The organism is Arthrobacter sp. B3I4, from assembly GCF_030816855.1.
Classification (GTDB): Bacteria; Actinomycetota; Actinomycetes; order Actinomycetales; family Micrococcaceae; genus Arthrobacter.
The window spans coordinates 190,924-208,257 of record NZ_JAUSYK010000001.1; the positions used below are offsets into that span (position 1 = coordinate 190,924).

At 64.1% G+C, this 17,334-nt stretch carries 8 protein-coding genes and 3 rRNA genes; 2 read left to right on the forward strand and 9 right to left on the reverse strand.

Translation table 11 applies throughout. From position 1 onward, the window contains the following. Positions 1-2 precede the first annotated feature (2 nt). The 5 genes from QFZ61_RS00900 to QFZ61_RS00920 all read right to left on the reverse strand — a co-directional run bounded on the left by QFZ61_RS00900 (position 3) and on the right by QFZ61_RS00920 (position 7,345). On the reverse strand, positions 3-1,373 hold the full coding sequence (locus tag QFZ61_RS00900) for an FAD-binding oxidoreductase (RefSeq protein WP_307032474.1): 1,371 nt from the start codon (positions 1,371-1,373) through the stop codon (positions 3-5). A gap of 49 nt (positions 1,374-1,422) precedes the next feature. Further along, positions 1,423-3,294, reverse strand: a complete 1,872-nt coding sequence (locus QFZ61_RS00905) for a glycoside hydrolase family 13 protein (RefSeq protein WP_307032476.1) — start codon at positions 3,292-3,294, stop codon at positions 1,423-1,425. A 2-nt stretch (positions 3,295-3,296) separates the two neighbouring features. Further along, positions 3,297-4,262: a sugar ABC transporter permease gene (locus QFZ61_RS00910; protein WP_307032478.1), complete on the reverse strand. Its 966-nt coding sequence runs from the start codon at positions 4,260-4,262 to the stop codon at positions 3,297-3,299. Further along, a complete protein-coding gene (locus tag QFZ61_RS00915; protein WP_307032480.1) occupies positions 4,259-5,911 on the reverse strand; it encodes an ABC transporter permease subunit in 1,653 nt (550 codons plus the stop codon). Before QFZ61_RS00915 ends, QFZ61_RS00910 begins: the two co-directional genes overlap by 4 nt. Positions 5,912-6,040: 129 nt before the next feature. Further along, positions 6,041-7,345, reverse strand: coding sequence for a maltose ABC transporter substrate-binding protein (locus QFZ61_RS00920; RefSeq protein WP_307032482.1), 1,305 nt, complete (start codon positions 7,343-7,345; stop codon positions 6,041-6,043). 324 nt (positions 7,346-7,669) lie between these two features. Between QFZ61_RS00920 and QFZ61_RS00925 the strand changes: the two genes are divergently transcribed. Further along, the gene (locus tag QFZ61_RS00925; protein ID WP_307032484.1) at positions 7,670-9,406 is read left to right on the forward strand and encodes an alpha-amylase family glycosyl hydrolase; all 1,737 of its coding nucleotides are present in this window, start codon (positions 7,670-7,672) and stop codon (positions 9,404-9,406) included. A gap of 2 nt (positions 9,407-9,408) precedes the next feature. Continuing rightward, complete coding sequence (locus QFZ61_RS00930) at positions 9,409-10,440, forward strand: LacI family DNA-binding transcriptional regulator (RefSeq protein WP_307032486.1); 1,032 nt, start codon at positions 9,409-9,411, stop codon at positions 10,438-10,440. 157 nt (positions 10,441-10,597) lie between these two features. Here the strand turns inward: QFZ61_RS00930 and QFZ61_RS00935 are convergent, their stop codons facing one another. From QFZ61_RS00935 to QFZ61_RS00950, 4 genes are all read right to left on the reverse strand, one after another. Next, positions 10,598-11,086 (reverse strand): SRPBCC domain-containing protein, encoded by a 489-nt coding sequence (locus QFZ61_RS00935; RefSeq protein ID WP_307032488.1) that lies wholly within the window; start codon positions 11,084-11,086, stop codon positions 10,598-10,600. A 610-nt stretch (positions 11,087-11,696) separates the two neighbouring features. Continuing rightward, positions 11,697-11,813, reverse strand: a 5S ribosomal RNA gene (gene rrf, locus QFZ61_RS00940). Between the two features lie 229 nt (positions 11,814-12,042). After that, positions 12,043-15,169 (reverse strand): 23S ribosomal RNA (locus QFZ61_RS00945). Positions 15,170-15,723: 554 nt separating this feature from the next. Continuing rightward, positions 15,724-17,249: ribosomal RNA gene (locus QFZ61_RS00950) — 16S ribosomal RNA — on the reverse strand. The 16S, 23S and 5S rRNA genes sit together here, the layout of an rRNA operon. Between the last annotated feature and the right edge of the window lie 85 nt (positions 17,250-17,334).

Here is a 17,334-nt window from a genome sequence, read left to right on the forward strand (position 1 = left end):
GGCTAGATCGCCTTGCCCGGGTTCAGGATCCCGGCCGGGTCGAAGAGCTCCTTGATCCGGCGCTGCAGTTCACGCACCGGTTCCTTTTGCTCCAGCCCCAGCCAGCGCAGCTTGTACTGCCCGACGCCGTGTTCACCGGTGATGGTGCCGCCCATCGCGAGCGCCACTGTCACCGAATCGTCCAACGCGGCGCCAAGGCGCTCCATGGCCCCGGCTTCCACCTCATTTCCGGACCGGTCCACCCAGAACGTCGGGTGCAGGTTCCCGTCGCCGGCGTGCGCCACCACCTTGAGCTTGACCGCGTGTTTCACGGCCATCGCTTCCAGCTCCGCGACGTAGTCCACCAGCCGTGAGCGGGGTACGGCAACGTCTTCGCCCACCCGGTATTCGTCGTGGGACTCCGCGCCGCGGCTGTGCCGGCGCAGTTCGACAAGCTGCTCGGCCTCGGCGTCGGCCTCCATGGTGACCACCGCGCCGCCGGCGGCGAGCAGCGGCCGGATCGCGGCTGCTTCCGCCGCGGCGCCGAAACCGTCGGTCTGGATCAGCAGCAGGGAGGCACCCCGCGACGCCAGGTCCGACCCGTGGGCAGCGTCGAGCTGTGCCAAGGTTCCGCTGTCAAGCAGTTCCATGATGGCCGGCTGCACCCGGGCGTTCCCCACCGCGAGGACCCCGGCGGCGGCGCTGCGGAAGTCCGGGTAGAACGCGGCGACGGTATGGACCTCCCGCGGCAGGTACTTGAGCCGGACGGTGACGCCGACGACGATCCCGAGGGTCCCCTCGGACCCCACGAACAGCCCGGTGAGATCGTAACCCGCCACTCCTTTAAAGGTCTGGTGGCCGGTGTGGATGAGGGTGCCGTCGGCGAGCACGACGTCGAGCGCCAGCACGGAATCCCGGGTGACGCCGTACTTCGCGCAGCGCAATCCGCCGGCGTTCGTGGCGACGTTGCCGCCGACCGTGGACATCCGGTAACTGGCCGGGTCCGGAGCGAACATCAGGCCATGGACCGCCGCGGCAGCGTTCAGTTCGGCGTTGACGACGCCGGGTTCGACGACGGCGGTCTCGTCGTCGGGGTTGAGGTCCAGGATGCGGTTCATCCGTTCCAGGCTGAGCACCACGCAGCCTTCGCTGGCGTGCGCGCCGCCGGATACACCGGTCCCGGCGCCGCGGGCAACCAGCGGAACCCGCCGGGCGGCGCAGGCCCGGACCACCAACTGGACGTCCGCGACGGACTCGGCGTGGACAACGGCCTGCGGCAGCCGGTAATCCAGCACCGGCGCCTGGTCCACGGCGTAGGCGGCGAGGGTAGCTTCATCCACGGCGACTTTCGCCCCGCCCAGGGCGGACTCCAGCTCCTCAACGATGCTGCGCATGCGTTCTCCAGTTCTCCATTGAATCCGGTCTTCAGTTCCGGCCTTCAGTCTAAGGCGGCGGCACCCGGACTCCGGGCAGCAGCCAGACGGCAGCCGCCGGACCCCCGGCGCGGATGAGCACGTCCTCAGTTGCCACGCCGATCTCGCCGTGGCTAAACACCGGCGGGTGGGCGAGTCCGGCGAGCTGGCTGGAGGAGAGCAGGCCGGCGGCGAGGCCGACATCGGCGGCCGCCCGGGCCACGACCACCAGTACCGCGCTGTCCGCGCTCTCCCGGATGAAGGCCAGCGCGTCCCCTTCGGCGTGCAGCCAGCGGATTCCGCCGCCGGTCAGCGCCGGCTGCTGCCGGCGCAGCGCGGCAAGCGCCGCGTACATGCCCCGCAGGTCGCGCAGGATGCGGTCCGGGTCGGTCCACGGCATGGGCGTCCGGGAGGATTCACCGTTGTCGCCCTTGAGCCCGAATTCGTCCCCGGCGAACATCACCGGTACGCCGGGCAGGCTGAACATCAACACCGCCCCCAGCCGCTGGCCGCCGTCGATCATCACCGTCGCGGCGCGGGCGGTGTCGTGGCTGTTGAGGGCATTCATGTTTTGCCGGCGGACATCCCAGCTGAATGCCGCCGCGAGGTCCTGGTGCGTGGCGAGGAACTCCTCGGCATCGATCCGGTGCGGTCCGGGCAGCGGCGTGCCGAAGAAGTTGACGTGCGCGGCGTCGTTGCCGGCGAGCCAGGCCCACAATGGCCGGGTGAAGTTGGAGTACGTCATGGCGCCGTGCCAGTGCTCGCCGCTGAAGTCTGGGGCGGCATCGTTGGTCGCCTCGGCAAGCAGCGCGGCGTCCGGGTTGATTTCCCGGACCCGCTTCGCGATCAGCCTGGCCACTTCCTGGTTGAGGTCGGTCCCGCCCAGCCGGCCGGTCATGTTCCCGACATCGATCCGCCAGCCGTCCAGGTTGAACGGCGGCCGGAGCCAGCGGGCCACGGGGGAATCGTCGTCGAGGACGAACCTTTCCCGCAGGGCGTCCGAGCCCCAGTTGAGTTTCGGCAGTGACGCGACGCCGTACCAGGCCTCGTAGCTGCTGTGGTCGGCGTTGAAGTAGTAATAGCCGGCTTCCTCGGACTCCGGCACGGTGAGGGCGCGCTGGAACCACTCGTGCGCCGCGCCGGAGTGGTTGGCGGTCAGGTCCCCCAGCACTTTGAGGCCGCGGGCATGGGCTGCCTCGACCAGTTCCATTAGGGCCTGGTCGCCGCCCAGCAGCGGGTCCACCGCAGCGAAGGTGGCGGCGTCGTAGCGGTGGTTGGAGCGGGCTGGGAAGAACGGTGTGAGGTAGATGATGTCCGCCCCCAGCGCCTGGATGTGGTCCAGCTGCTCGGTGACTCCGTGCAGGTCCCCGCCGTAGAACTGCAGGGGCGTCTGCTCCGAGGAGCCCTGCACCGGCGTGCTGTCCCAGTCGGCAGGCACGGCCCAGTCCGGCGGGGTGTGCTCCGAGGCCCGGGATGAGCGCGCAAACCGGTCCGGGAAGACCTGGTACAGCGTCCCCCGGCGCAGCCACGGGGGCGCGGCCGGGAATGTGGTCAGCCGGAAGTCGGCGTAGTCGGAAACATCCCGGCTGAACAGGCCCTGCGCGTTGAGGTTCCAGTAGCGGCCGCCGGATTCGAGCAGGAACCGGTAGCGGAGCACCGGGTTGGTCATCGTCGTCTCGGCTTCCCACCAGGCCCAGCCGTCCGCCGCGCCGAGCCCGGCGGCGGCGTCGTAGCGGGGTTCGCCGTCGTGCACGGAGCGCAGCCACACCCGGTCCGCGCTGCCCCACACTTCCGGGATGCGGAGGCGGAGCCGGACCGGAGCCTCGAGCGCGGTCTGCTGCGGGGCGTGCAGCTCCGAGCCGTCGTGGTGTGGAAGCGGTCCGGCGGCCGCGGCACCGGACATGCCTAGCCCTTCACCGAACCAGCCGTCAGGCCGCTGACGATGTAGCGCTGCAGGAACAGGAACAAGGCCATCACCGGCAGCGCCGAGATCACTGCGCCGGCGGCAAAGACGCCCCAGTTTTCGGAGCGCTGCTGCGCCACGAAGGAGTAGAGCCCGACGGCGAGGGTCTGGCTGTCCGGGTCGGTGAGCACCACGGACGCGATCACGAATTCACCCGAGATGGAGATGTAGGTCAGGAGCCCGACGACGGCCAGGATGGGCGTGACCAGCCGCATAATGATGCCGAAGAAGATCTGGGTGTGGCTGGCGCCGTCGATTTTGGCCGCCTCATCCAGGGACTGCGGCACGGTGTTGAAGAACCCGTACATGAGGTAGGTGTTCACGCCGAGGGCACCGCCGAGGTAGACCATGATCAGGCCGAGCTGGCTGCCCAGGCCCAGCGCCGGAATCACCTCGGAGATGCCGCTGAGCAGCAGGAAGATCGCGACCACGGCGAGCAGTTGCGGGAACATCTGCAGCAGCAGCAGGCTCAGCAGGCCCACACGCCGGCCGGTGAACCGCATCCGGGAGAACGCGTAGGCCGCCATCGCGCCGAGGAAGACGGTGGCCACGGAGGTCACCCCGCCCACCACCAGGGTGTTCAGGAACCAGCGTGCGAACGGCCGGGAGGGGATGTTGAACAGCGCGGCGAAGTTGCCGAAGTCGATCTTGCTGAACAGCGCGTTGGATCCCACCAGGGTGCCGGTGGAGTTCAGGGCTGCGGACAGCACGTAGAGCAGCGGGAAGACGGCGAAGACGGTCACAGTGACGCCGACCAGGTGCCGCCAGCCCTTGTCTTTGAACCATGCTCCGAAAGGGCGCCTGCGGTGCAGCGACCTGAGGTGGGCGACATCGGTGGTGCCACCGACGGCGGTGGGGTGGTCCGTCGTCGTTGCCGGCGGAGCGGTGCGCGGTGCTGGCCCGTTCATGAGTTCACGTCCTCGAGTGCCTTGGTCTGCCTGAAGCTGATGGCCGAAACGGTGGCCACAATGATGAAGATGATGATGGCGAGGGCGCTGGCGAGGCCATAGTCACGGCCGGTCCCCTGCCCGAACGCCACCTTGTACACCAGCGTGATCAGAATGTCGGTGGCCCCGATATCCCGGTTGGTGTCAGCGAAACGCGGTCCGCCGTTGGTGAGCATGTAGATGACGTTGAAGTTGTTGAAATTGAAGGCAAAGGATGAGATCAGCAGGGGCGCGATGGAGACCAGCAGCAGCGGGAGCTTGATGGAACGGAACACCCGCCACGGTCCGGCGCCGTCCATCCGGGCGGCTTCGTCCAGTTCGGAGGGCAGCGACTGCAGCGCGCCGGTGCAGACCAGGAACATGTAGGGGTAGCCGAGCCAGAGGTTGACCACCAGCACGCTGATCTTGGCCAGCACCGGGTCCGTGAGCCAGCCGATGCTGGCGCCGCCCAGCAGTGTCTGGTTGAGCCAGCCGAATTCGGGGTTGAGGATGCCGGACCAGACGAGCCCGGTGAGGAAGGCCGGGAAGGCGTAGGGCAGGATCATCAGGATCCGGTAGACCTTCTTGCCCTTGAGGTCCTCACGGTTGAACGCGATGGCCAGGAACAGGCCCAGGGCGAAGGTCAGGGCCACCGAGGCGAGGGCGAAGGTGAAGGTCCAGAGGATGACGCCCAGCAGCGGGCCGCGCAGGCTGGGATCGGTGAACGCGCGGGCGAAGTTCTCCATCCCGACGTCGATCTTCCAGCCGGTGGACAGCGTCTCGCCGCTGTCCGTGGCGAAGGCGCCCTTGCCGTTGTCACGGTAGACGGCGCCGGTGTCCGTGTCGGTGAAGGTGTCCGCGGCAGCGTCGTATTTCAGCGCGGGCTTGAACTGGTAGGCGGAGCTGCCGTCGGCGGTGCGCAGCGTGCCGTCCGCGGGGTCCGCGGAGACCGGCACGGTGATGCCCAGGATGCTCTGCTGGTTGGCCACGATTTCCTGGAAGTTCAGCGTCCGGTAGCCGGCCAAGGCGTTGGCTTTGCCGGTGGAGTCCTTCCCGGCGCCGGTTACTTCCTCCAGCGGGGTGTCTGTGCTGCCGAGCGAGACTTTGCCGGCGGGGTCGGTGAAGAGCAGGTAGAAGGAGTTGTCTTTGGCCAGCACGGCTGCTTTGTAGGCGGGCGAATCGGGAACGCGCTTCTGGGCGGTGAGCTGGATGGCGGCAACAGCGTCTTCCTTGGTGCTGTTGTGGCCATCGCCGTAGTTGGTGAAGGCGATGTAGCCGCTGAACAGGACCACGAAGACCTGGAAGACCAGCAGGAACAGCACGCCGGGCGCCAGGTATTTGGCGGGCAGGCCCCCCTTGCGCAGGTAAATCCAGTTGATCGCCAGGACGACGACGGCGGAAATTGCCAGGGCGGCCCAGGACTGGCTCAGGAACAGCATCATCAGGACGTAGACCGCGAGGGCATCGACGAGGCCGAGCAGCACGATCTTGGCGATCGTGCCCTTGGTCCCGTCCTGCCGGTGCGGGCCACGGAGCCTTCCGGCCGGGCCTCCGGTAGCGGATGGGCCGGCGTTCCGGGCCGGTGGCGCGGCAGCGGGGCCGGAGCCCTCGCGGAGTTCAGTATCTGGCATAGCTGTCTTCAGTCCTAGGGAGAAGCTGGATGATGCAGGAACGGGCCGGGCGGTCTGGTGCCGCCCGGCCCGGTGCTGTGCGGGTCCTGACGCTCTGCCGGCGGCGAGCGTCAGCACCCTGAAGCGGGGTTAGCCCCCGATTTTCGCCTTGATGCTGGCGGCCATCTTGGTCCAGTCAGCAGCGGGGTCGCCCTGGCCCTTGATGAGGGCGAGCTCGGTGCCTCCCCAGTCAGCCCAGACGGCGCTCATTTCCGGAATGGCCGGCATCGGGACGCCGGTGGCACCGATCTTGCCGAAGGCAGCCACGATCGGATCGCTGGCGGCCTTCTCGAAGGAGGACTTCAGCGCCGGCGGGCGGCCGCCGGCCTTGTACATGGAATCCTGGGCCGCTTCGGAGGTGAGGTAGTTGGTCACGAACTCGTTGGTGGCCAGGGCGTTCGCGCTCTTGGCGCTGATGAAGAAGCCGTTGACGCCGATGAAGGGCTGGGCGGGCTTGTCACCGGCGGTCGGCAGCGCGTCCACGGCGAACTTGAGGCCCTTCTTCTGCACATCCGGGACATTCCACGGGCCGGTCAGGTAGTACGGGGACTCTCCGGCCAGGAACTTCTCCTTGGCGATGTCACCGGTGATGTTGGAGTTGATGATCTTCTCGCCGGTGTCGCCCCAGGCGACCAACTTCTTGGCGAATTCGACGCCGGCGGCGTCACCGATCAGGAGCTGCTTCGGGTCGTAGCCGCCGTCGGAAGCCTTGCCGAACACCTGGGAGCCCATCGAGGACTGCAGCGGGTACAGGTGGTAGGGGTCACCCTGCTTCGGGTCCATGCCGACGAGGAACGGGAACTTGGCCTTGCCGTCGGCAACAGCCTTCTTGCCGTTGGCGATGACCTCGTCCATGGTCTTCGCGGCGTCCGGCACGATGGCGGTGTTGCGCAGCAGCCCGATGTTTTCGATCGCGTACGGCACGCCGTAGACCGAGCCGTTGTAGGTCATGGCCTTGATGGACGAATCCTGGAAGGAGCCCTTCTTGTCGCCGAGCTCGACCGGGGCAATGACGCCGTTCTGGACGAACTTGCCTACCCAGTCGTGCGGACCGACGATGAGGTCCGGGCCCTTGCCGGTGGGGACCTGGGTGATGAAGTCGTCGCGGACTGCCGCGAAGTCCTTCACCACGAGCTTCACTTCAATTCCGGTGTCCGCCAGGAATTTTGCCGTGATGTCCTTCAGTGCGGGCGAGCGCTCGGCGTCGACCCACATCGTGATGGTGCCGGCGCCGGCGGACTTGAGGTCCGGCTTTGCCGTGGCCGTTGCCGTTGCCGGGGCGGTCGCTGCCGTGCCGCCGCACGCGCTGAGAGCCAGCGCTGCTGCGACAGAGATGGCACCTGCCGTGAATACCCGGCGGCTGGTCCCGGTTGTGAGGGTGTTCTGCACCTTCATTGGTGTCCCTTTCATAAAATCCTGCATCCACGGGTCAGGCCGGATCAGTGGCGTCCGGGCCTCGTGGCATCATCGGTGATGTAGCTCACAGCTGCAAGCGCTTCCAAGCTACACGGTGTCCGCAACTTTGGAAAGTCATCCGAGAGTGGCGTGTCGGAAAGTGTAGTCACCTTCGGTCTGAGTGGCTTCGCGGGTTGCGCGTCGGGCCGGGGGCCGTTCGGGGAGCTCCGGGTCAGAACGTTTTCTGGTGACATTTCCGCGGCACGGACGGATTAAAAGTGGAAGCGTTTTCAATTTGGCGGGAAGGGCCTTACGATTACCGCCATGTCCGTTGATACAGTCCCCTCAGCCCTCGCCGGTCCGCTGACTCTGGTGCACCCCGCAGACCCCACTCCCGGCTGGTGGCGCTCCGCCGTGATTTACCAGGTGTACCCGCGTTCCTTCCGCGATCTGAACGGCGACGGCGTCGGCGACCTCGCCGGCATCACCGCCGAACTGCCCCAGCTTGCAGAGCTCGACGTCGACGCCGTCTGGCTCTCGCCGTTCTACCGTTCTCCGCAGCGGGACGCCGGCTACGACGTAAGCGACTACTGCGACGTTGACCCGCTGTTCGGCACGCTCACCGACTTCGACGCCATGATGGCCGAAGCCCAACGTCTGGGTCTGCGGCTGATTGTGGATCTGGTGCCCAACCACTGCTCGGACCAGCACGCCGCGTTCCAGGGCGCCCTGGCCGCCCCGCCCGGCAGCCCTCAACGGGACATGTTCATCTTCCGCGACGGCAGCGGCGATTCCGGCGAACAGCCCCCGAACAACTGGCAGTCACACTTCGGCGGACCGGCCTGGACCCGCATCACCGAACCCGACGGCACCCCCGGCCAGTGGTACCTGCACCTTTTCGACACCTCCCAGCCCGACTTCAACTGGGACAACGACGCCGTCCACGCCGAATTTGAGCGCGTCCTGCGCTTCTGGCTGGACCGCGGCGTCTCCGGCTTCCGCGTCGACGTGGCCCACGCCCTCGTCAAAGCCCCGGGGCTGCCCGAGTGGGGCGGCCGCGCCGACGGGAACAGCTCGGACGGATTCCCCGGCCACAAGGCGCCGATGTTTGGCCAGCCCGCGCTGCACGAGATCTACCGCAAGTGGCGGGGCCTTCTTGCCGAATACGGCCCGGACCGCATCCTCTGTGCCGAAGCCAACGTTGACCCGCTCCCCCGGCTGGCCGACTGGGTCCGCCCGGACGAGATGCACCAGGCCTTTAACTTCCCCTACCTGCATGCCGGCCTGGATCCGCATCGGATGCGCCGCGTGATCACGGAGTCGCTGAACGCACTGGACGCCGTCGGGGCGCCGAGCACGTGGGTGCTGTCCAACCACGACGTCGTCCGGCACGCCACGCGTTTCGGCTACGACGGGCCCGCGCCGCGTGACGGCGACGGAATCGGCACCGCGGATGCGCAGCCGGATGAGGAACTGGGACGCTCCCGCGCCGCGGCCGCCTCGATGTTCATGCTAGGGCTGCCCGGCGGCGCCTACCTCTACCAGGGCGAGGAGCTGGGCCTGCCCGACGGCATCGACATTCCGGACCACCAGCGGCAGGACCCGACCTTCGGCCGCACCGGCGGGGAGCGGCGGGGCCGCGACGGCTGCCGGGTGCCGCTGCCGTGGCGCGCTGCCGAACTGCACGCCGGGTTCGGCGCCGGGGCCGACCCTTGGCTGCCGCAGCCGGCAAGCTTCACGGCGCTGGCCCGGGACACCCAGGCCGCGTCGCCGTCGTCGCACCTGTTCCTCTACCGGCGGATGCTGGAACTCCGGCGGGAGCTCAGCCTCGGCCGGGGCTCACTGGCCTGGATCGAGGACTGGTGCACGGACTCTTCCCTGGCCTACCTCAACGGCACCACCGCGGTGCTGCTGAACGTCGGACAGGAACCAATCGAACTGCCCGCCGGCGAGGTACTGCTGCGCAGCGGGGCGGAAGCGCAGCACGACGGCAGCACGCATCAGTTAAGCTCAGGTGAAACTGTTTGGCTGAAGATCTACATCGAGGACACGGAGAGCTGAGAATGCCCGGCATCAAGGACGTCGCGGAACGGGCCGGCCTCTCCATCGCCACCGTTTCGCGCGCCTTGAGCGGCAAAGGCAACGTCTCGACCCGGAGCCGCGAACGGGCTCAGGCCGCCGCCGCGGAACTGGGCTTCGTCCTGTCCTACCATGCCTCCAGTCTGGCGTCCGGGCGGACCCACAACGTCGGCGTCGTGGTTCCGTCCGTGCACCGCTGGTTCTTCTCCTCCGTGGTTGAGGGCGTCTCCGCGACCCTGCTCGACGCCGGCTACGACCTCACGCTCTACAACGTCAGCGAGGGTGAGGAGCGCCGGCACAGCGTCCTCAACGACTTCCTGCTGCGCAAGCGCGTGGACGCAGCCATTGCGGTGTCCCTGGAACTCAGCGAGGCCGAGATCCAGCAACTGCTGGCCATCCACCGCCCGATTGTCGGCATTGGTGGTCCCCTGCCCGGAGCGTCCACCATCCGCATCGACGACTCGGGCATCGCCGAGGCGGCCGCCCGGCACCTGATCCAACTCGGCCACAGCAAGATAGCCCACCTGACCGGCGGTGCCGCGTACGACAAGGACTTCCGGCTCCCGGGTACCCGCCAGGCAGGCTTCACCGCGGCGATGCGGGACGCGGGCCTACCGGTCCGTCCAGAGTGGCTGGTTTCGGCTGACTTCACGATCCAGGGCGCGTACGCTAGCGCCCGCCAGCTGCTGGGCAGCTCGCCGGAACGTCCGACGGCCGTCTTCGCTGCCTCGGACGAGATGGCGATTGGCACCATCCTGGCAGCCCGGGATTTCGGACTGCGGGTACCTCAAGATCTGTCGGTCATCGGGATCGATGGCCATGAACTCGGTGAAGTCTTCGGCCTCACAACCATCGATCAGGACGCGCGGGGCCAAGGCGCCCTGGCGGTGCGCCGGCTGCTGGCCGGGCTCGAGGGCGACGGCGAACCCGCTGCCGCGCACATGGAGTATCCGACCAAGTTCGTGATCCGCTCCAGTACGGCCGTTCCCCCGGCCGACACGGTCCCGCTACGCTGACCGACGCCGGTTAGCCGGCTGTTGCAGCGCGGCGGCTGCGTTCCTGCCCAGTTACTCTTCCCGCCGGCAGTCACGGCCGGTGAAAGGCCCCGAACAATCGCGGACCTCGGCCGTCCGGGCAGGTCCCACGCTCGAGTAACTGGGCTGGAACGCTCCGCTAGTCGCCGGCGCCGCCCATGAACCGCACGAACCGCTGCAGCACGACAGGCCAGGCCGCGTCGCCCTCGGCACGGGTCGCAGCCGGGTCCTGGGCTCCCTCCCAGCCGCTCTGGACCAAACGCAGCTCCGTGCCGTCCTCGACGGCCCGGAAGGAGACCCGCAGCTCCGTGGACCACAGGGCTTGGCTGCCCGGGTGCCAGCTGGCGTGGAAGGAGAGCGGCGGCTGCCAGTCGTCTATGGAGCCCCAAACAGCTGTCCTGCCATCATCAGCGGTCTCAAGGATCAGGTTCTCCTCGAACTCCACGTAAGAGCCGGGGCCGTAGACGCTGTGCCCTTCGAGCGGCCACCACAGGTGCGTGTGCTCGGTGAAACCCATGAAGGCCCGCGCCACAGGACCGGGCACAACGACTGTGTGCACCACCGGGTCCAGGCCCTCGTCAGACCCAGGTTCGGACGCCGCCGCGGCATGGCTGAAGAGGTTATCCATGGGCAACAACTCTACAAGCTCCCCCACCCCCACACGCTCCCTCAGCTCCGGCAGATTTCTTCCGGACGCTCCCGCAGTTGATGCGGGCGTCGGTGTGTGGGGGTCGCTGTGTTAGGCGCCGTATCTGAGGGACGGTGGCCCGATTGGGGGCCGTATGTGAGGGAGCGTCGTCCGGTTACGGGCCGGTGCTGAGGGAGCGTCGTACCCGTGGGGGCCGTATGTGAGGGTGCGGCGTCCGGTTACGGGCCGGTGCTGAGGGAGCGTCGTACCCGTGGGGGCCGTATGTGAGGGAGCGTCGTCCGGTTACGGGCCGGTGCTGAGGGAGCGTCGTACCCGTGGGGGCCGTATGTGAGGGAGCGTCGTCCGGTTACGGGCCGGTGCTGAGGGAGCGTCGTACCCGTGGGGGCCGTATGTGAGGGAGCGTCGTCCGGTTACGGGCCGGTGCTGAGGGAGCGTCGTACCCGTGGGGGCCGTATGTGAGGGAGCGTCGTCCGGTTACGGGCCGGTGCTGAGGGAGCGTCGTACCCGTGGGGGCCGGTTGGGAGGGAGGGGTTTTGGGGGTTTAAAGAGCTCAGGCCCCGACGTGTGTCGGGGCCTGGCTGTAATGGTTGTCCGGCGGTGTCCTACTCTCCCACACCCTCCCGGGTGCAGTACCATCGGCGCTGTGGGTCTTAGCTTCCGGGTTCGGAATGGGACCGGGCGTTTCCCCCACGCTATGACCGCCGTAACCCTGTGTCCGCACCCCTGGTGGCCGGCCCTGGTGGGGGGGCGGTTTTCCCTGGGTGGGAAATCTTGTGGTTACAACATGTGGTGTTGTATTCAGTTGTTTTGGTTCGTCAAGCAACGTACCCGTGGGTTTGTTGTTTGGGAACCACATAGTGGACGCAAGCAGTCTTGTTTCTTTTCCCCCGCCCGTGGTGCAAACGCTTTTGAAGTTCGTTTGCCGGGTGGGGTGTGTGGTGTAAGTTATCGGCCTATTAGTACCGGTCAGCTTCACGAGTCGTTAGTCCTCGCTTCCACATCCGGCCTATCAACCCAGTGGTCTGGCTGGGGGCCTCTCACACACGAGGTGTATGGAAATCTCATCTTGAAGCGAGCTTCCCGCTTAGATGCTTTCAGCGGTTATCCCATCCGAACGTAGCTAATCAGCGGTGCACTTGGCAGTACAACTGACACACCAGAGGTTCGTCCGTCCCGGTCCTCTCGTACTAAGGACAGCCCTTCTCAAATTTCCTGCGCGCGCAGCGGATAGGGACCGAACTGTCTCACGACGTTCTAAACCCAGCTCGCGTACCGCTTTAATGGGCGAACAGCCCAACCCTTGGGACCTACTCCAGCCCCAGGATGCGACGAGCCGACATCGAGGTGCCAAACCATGCCGTCGATATGGACTCTTGGGCAAGATCAGCCTGTTATCCCCGAGGTACCTTTTATCCGTTGAGCGACGGCCATTCCACAATGTACCGCCGGATCACTAGTCCCGACTTTCGTCCCTGCTCGAGATGTCTCTCTCACAGTCAAGCTCCCTTGTGCACTTACACTCGACACCTGATTGCCAACCAGGCTGAGGGAACCTTTGGGCGCCTCCGTTACTTTTTAGGAGGCAACCGCCCCAGTTAAACTACCCATCAGGCACTGTCCCTGACCCGGATTACGGGCCGAAGTTAGATGTCCAAAGTGACCAGAGTGGTATTTCAACGATGACTCCACCCGGACTGGCGTCCGGGCTTCAACGTCTCCCACCTATCCTACACAAGCCACTCCGAACACCAATACCAAACTATAGTAAAGGTCTCGGGGTCTTTCCGTCCTGCTGCGCGTAACGAGCATCTTTACTCGTACTGCAATTTCGCCGAGTTTATGGTTGAGACAGCGGGGAAGTCGTTACTCCATTCGTGCAGGTCGGAACTTACCCGACAAGGAATTTCGCTACCTTAGGATGGTTATAGTTACCACCGCCGTTTACTGGGGCTTAAATTCTCAGCTTCGCCTTGCGGCTAACCGGTCCTCTTAACCTTCCAGCACCGGGCAGGAGTCAGTCCGTATACATCGTCTTGCGACTTCGCACGGACCTGTGTTTTTAGTAAACAGTCGCTTCCCCCTGGTCTCTGCGGCCCCGCCACGCTCCGGACAGCATGTGTCCATCACGATAGGGGCCCCCCTTCTCCCGAAGTTACGGGGGCATTTTGCCGAGTTCCTTAACCATAATTCTCTCGATCGCCTTAGTATTCTCTACCTGATCACCTGTGTCGGTTTGGGGTACGGGCGGCTAAAACCTCGCGTCGATGCTTTTCTCGGCAGCATAGGATCACCGGATCCCCCCATACGGGGGTCCCATCGGGTCTCAGGCATCATGAACGGCGGATTTGCCTACCGTTCGCCCTACATCCTTAGACCGGGGCAACCATCGCCCGGCCCGGCTACCTTCCTGCGTCACACCTGTTAATACGCTTGCCTCCCAGGATCAGGTCCCGCGCTCCACCAAAACCCTCACACCACAAGGGTGAAAAGGGCAGGTCTCGGGCGGTTAGTATCCCCTGTTCAGCATGGGCGGTTTTTCGCCGGTACGGGAATATCAACCCGTTGTCCATCGACTACGCCTGTCGGCCTCGCCTTAGGTCCCGACTTACCCAGGGCAGATTAGCTTGACCCTGGAACCCTTGATCATTCGGCGGACGGGTTTCTCACCCGTCTTTCGCTACTCATGCCTGCATTCTCACTCGTGTAGGCTCCACCGCTGGTTTCCACCGCGACTTCACTGCCCACACGACGCTCCCCTACCCATCCAGACGCCTGAACCACAAGGGCTTAGCAAAAATCTGAATGCCACAACTTCGGCGGTGTACTTGAGCCCCGCTACATTGTCGGCGCGGAATCACTTGACCAGTGAGCTATTACGCACTCTTTTAAGGATGGCTGCTTCTAAGCCAACCTCCTGGTTGTCTTCGCAACTCCACATCCTTTCCCACTTAGCACACGCTTAGGGGCCTTAGTTGGTGGTCTGGGCTGTTTCCCTCTCGACTATGAAGCTTATCCCCCACAGTCTCACTGCTGCGCTCTCACTTACCGGCATTCGGAGTTTGGCTGACGTCAGTAACCTTGTAGGGCCCATTAGCCATCCAGTAGCTCTACCTCCGGTAAGAAACACGCAACGCTGCACCTAAATGCATTTCGGGGAGAACCAGCTATCACGAAGTTTGATTGGCCTTTCACCCCTACCCACAGCTCATCCCCTCCATTTTCAACTGAAGTGGGTTCGGTCCTCCACGACGTCTTACCGTCGCTTCAACCTGGCCATGGGTAGATCACTTCGCTTCGGGTCTAGATCACGCCACTGCAACGCCCTGTTCAGACTCGCTTTCGCTACGGCTTCCCCACACGGGTTAACCTCGCGACGTAACACTAACTCGCAGGCTCATTCTTCAAAAGGCACGCCGTCACAACTACAAGGCTGCTCCGACGGATTGTAAGCACACGGTTTCAGGTACTGTTTCACTCCCCTCCCGGGGTACTTTTCACCTTTCCCTCACGGTACTGGTCCGCTATCGGTCATTAGGGAGTATTTAGGCTTATCAGGTGGTCCTGACAGATTCACACGGGATTTCTCGGGCCCCGTGCTACTTGGGATACTCTCCGGGCGGCATGACAACATTTCGGTTACGGGGCTCACACCCTCTCTGGCCGGCCTTTCAAGACCGTTCACCTATGCCCATGCAACACACCCCACTGTCCCGGCAGAGACAGAACGGAAAGTCCCACAACCCCGACCATGCAACGCCCGCCGGCTATCACACATGGAACGGTTTAGCCTGATCCGCGTTCGCTCGCCACTACTAACGGAATCACTATTGTTTTCTCTTCCTGCGGGTACTGAGATGTTTCACTTCCCCGCGTTCCCTCCACGCACCCTATGTGTTCAGATGCGGGTCACCAGGTCACTCGCGCGCCTGGCGGGGTTTCCCCATTCGGACACCCTGGGATCACAGTCCGGTTATCGACTCCCCCAGGCTTATCGCAGATTCCTACGTCCTTCTTCGGCTCCTAATGCCAAGGCATCCACCGTGTGCTCTTAAAAACTTGACCACAAAAGATCAATCAGTAATTTTCGAGAGAACCATGAAAACCACCGCCCCGCCCCAAAGGACAGAAACGACAGATCCAGGTTCATATTCTTGGAAATTGCTTCTTATAAAAGATGCTCGCGTCCACTATGTAGTTCTCAAACAACAACCCCAGACCACACACCCCACACACCAGAACCCCCGCAAAAGGGGCACATCACAGTGCATGCTCGCTGCAGCCGGGAAACCAGAAACACACAAGCCCCACACCCCGCACCCCCACCCCCCGCAAAAGAGGAAGAACGCCCGGGCCATGGTCCTGTTGTCTCAGGACCCAACAGTGTGCCAAACACGAAACCGCCCCATCCCCGTCCGCACCGTTCCAGGACACCCGAACCCCGAAGGGAACGACAATGTCCGTACTGGGTGCCGGCAGAAAAACCGGCGGCCGCTATTTGCTGATATTCCACCCGTGAGCACCCGCCGCAGAACTTTCGTCTGCGCAACGGGCGTACTCCTGACAACACCACCACACAGGCACACAGGCCCGGCGGGGTTGTTGTAGGTGCTCCTTAGAAAGGAGGTGATCCAGCCGCACCTTCCGGTACGGCTACCTTGTTACGACTTAGTCCCAATCGCCAGTCCCACCTTCGACAGCTCCCTCCCACAAGGGGTTAGGCCACCGGCTTCGGGTGTTACCAACTTTCGTGACTTGACGGGCGGTGTGTACAAGGCCCGGGAACGTATTCACCGCAGCGTTGCTGATCTGCGATTACTAGCGACTCCGACTTCATGGGGTCGAGTTGCAGACCCCAATCCGAACTGAGACCGGCTTTTTGGGATTAGCTCCACCTCACAGTATCGCAACCCTTTGTACCGGCCATTGTAGCATGCGTGAAGCCCAAGACATAAGGGGCATGATGATTTGACGTCGTCCCCACCTTCCTCCGAGTTGACCCCGGCAGTCTCCCATGAGTCCCCGCCATTACGCGCTGGCAACATGGAACGAGGGTTGCGCTCGTTGCGGGACTTAACCCAACATCTCACGACACGAGCTGACGACAACCATGCACCACCTGTGAACCGGCCCCAAAGGGGAAGGACTGTTTCCAGCCCGGTCCGGCCCATGTCAAGCCTTGGTAAGGTTCTTCGCGTTGCATCGAATTAATCCGCATGCTCCGCCGCTTGTGCGGGCCCCCGTCAATTCCTTTGAGTTTTAGCCTTGCGGCCGTACTCCCCAGGCGGGGCACTTAATGCGTTAGCTACGGCGCGGAAAACGTGGAATGTCCCCCACACCTAGTGCCCAACGTTTACGGCATGGACTACCAGGGTATCTAATCCTGTTCGCTCCCCATGCTTTCGCTCCTCAGCGTCAGTTAATGCCCAGAGACCTGCCTTCGCCATCGGTGTTCCTCCTGATATCTGCGCATTTCACCGCTACACCAGGAATTCCAGTCTCCCCTACATCACTCTAGTCTGCCCGTACCCACCGCAGATCCGGAGTTGAGCCCCGGACTTTCACGGCAGACGCGACAAACCGCCTACGAGCTCTTTACGCCCAATAATTCCGGATAACGCTTGCGCCCTACGTATTACCGCGGCTGCTGGCACGTAGTTAGCCGGCGCTTCTTCTGCAGGTACCGTCACTTTCGCTTCTTCCCTACTGAAAGAGGTTTACAACCCGAAGGCCGTCATCCCTCACGCGGCGTCGCTGCATCAGGCTTGCGCCCATTGTGCAATATTCCCCACTGCTGCCTCCCGTAGGAGTCTGGGCCGTGTCTCAGTCCCAGTGTGGCCGGTCACCCTCTCAGGCCGGCTACCCGTCGTCGCCTTGGTGAGCCATTACCTCACCAACAAGCTGATAGGCCGCGAGTCCATCCAAAACCACAAAAAGCTTTCCACCCCCCACCATGCGATGAGGAGTCATATCCGGTATTAGACCCAGTTTCCCAGGCTTATCCCAGAGTTAAGGGCAGGTTACTCACGTGTTACTCACCCGTTCGCCACTAATCCCCCCAGCAAGCTGGAGATCATCGTTCGACTTGCATGTGTTAAGCACGCCGCCAGCGTTCATCCTGAGCCAGGATCAAACTCTCCGTTGAAGAACAGACACAACCAAAGAACCACGGGAAAACGCGGAACCAGGCTGCACAAAATTTGAAACCAGCTGTAAAAACCATGCCATCC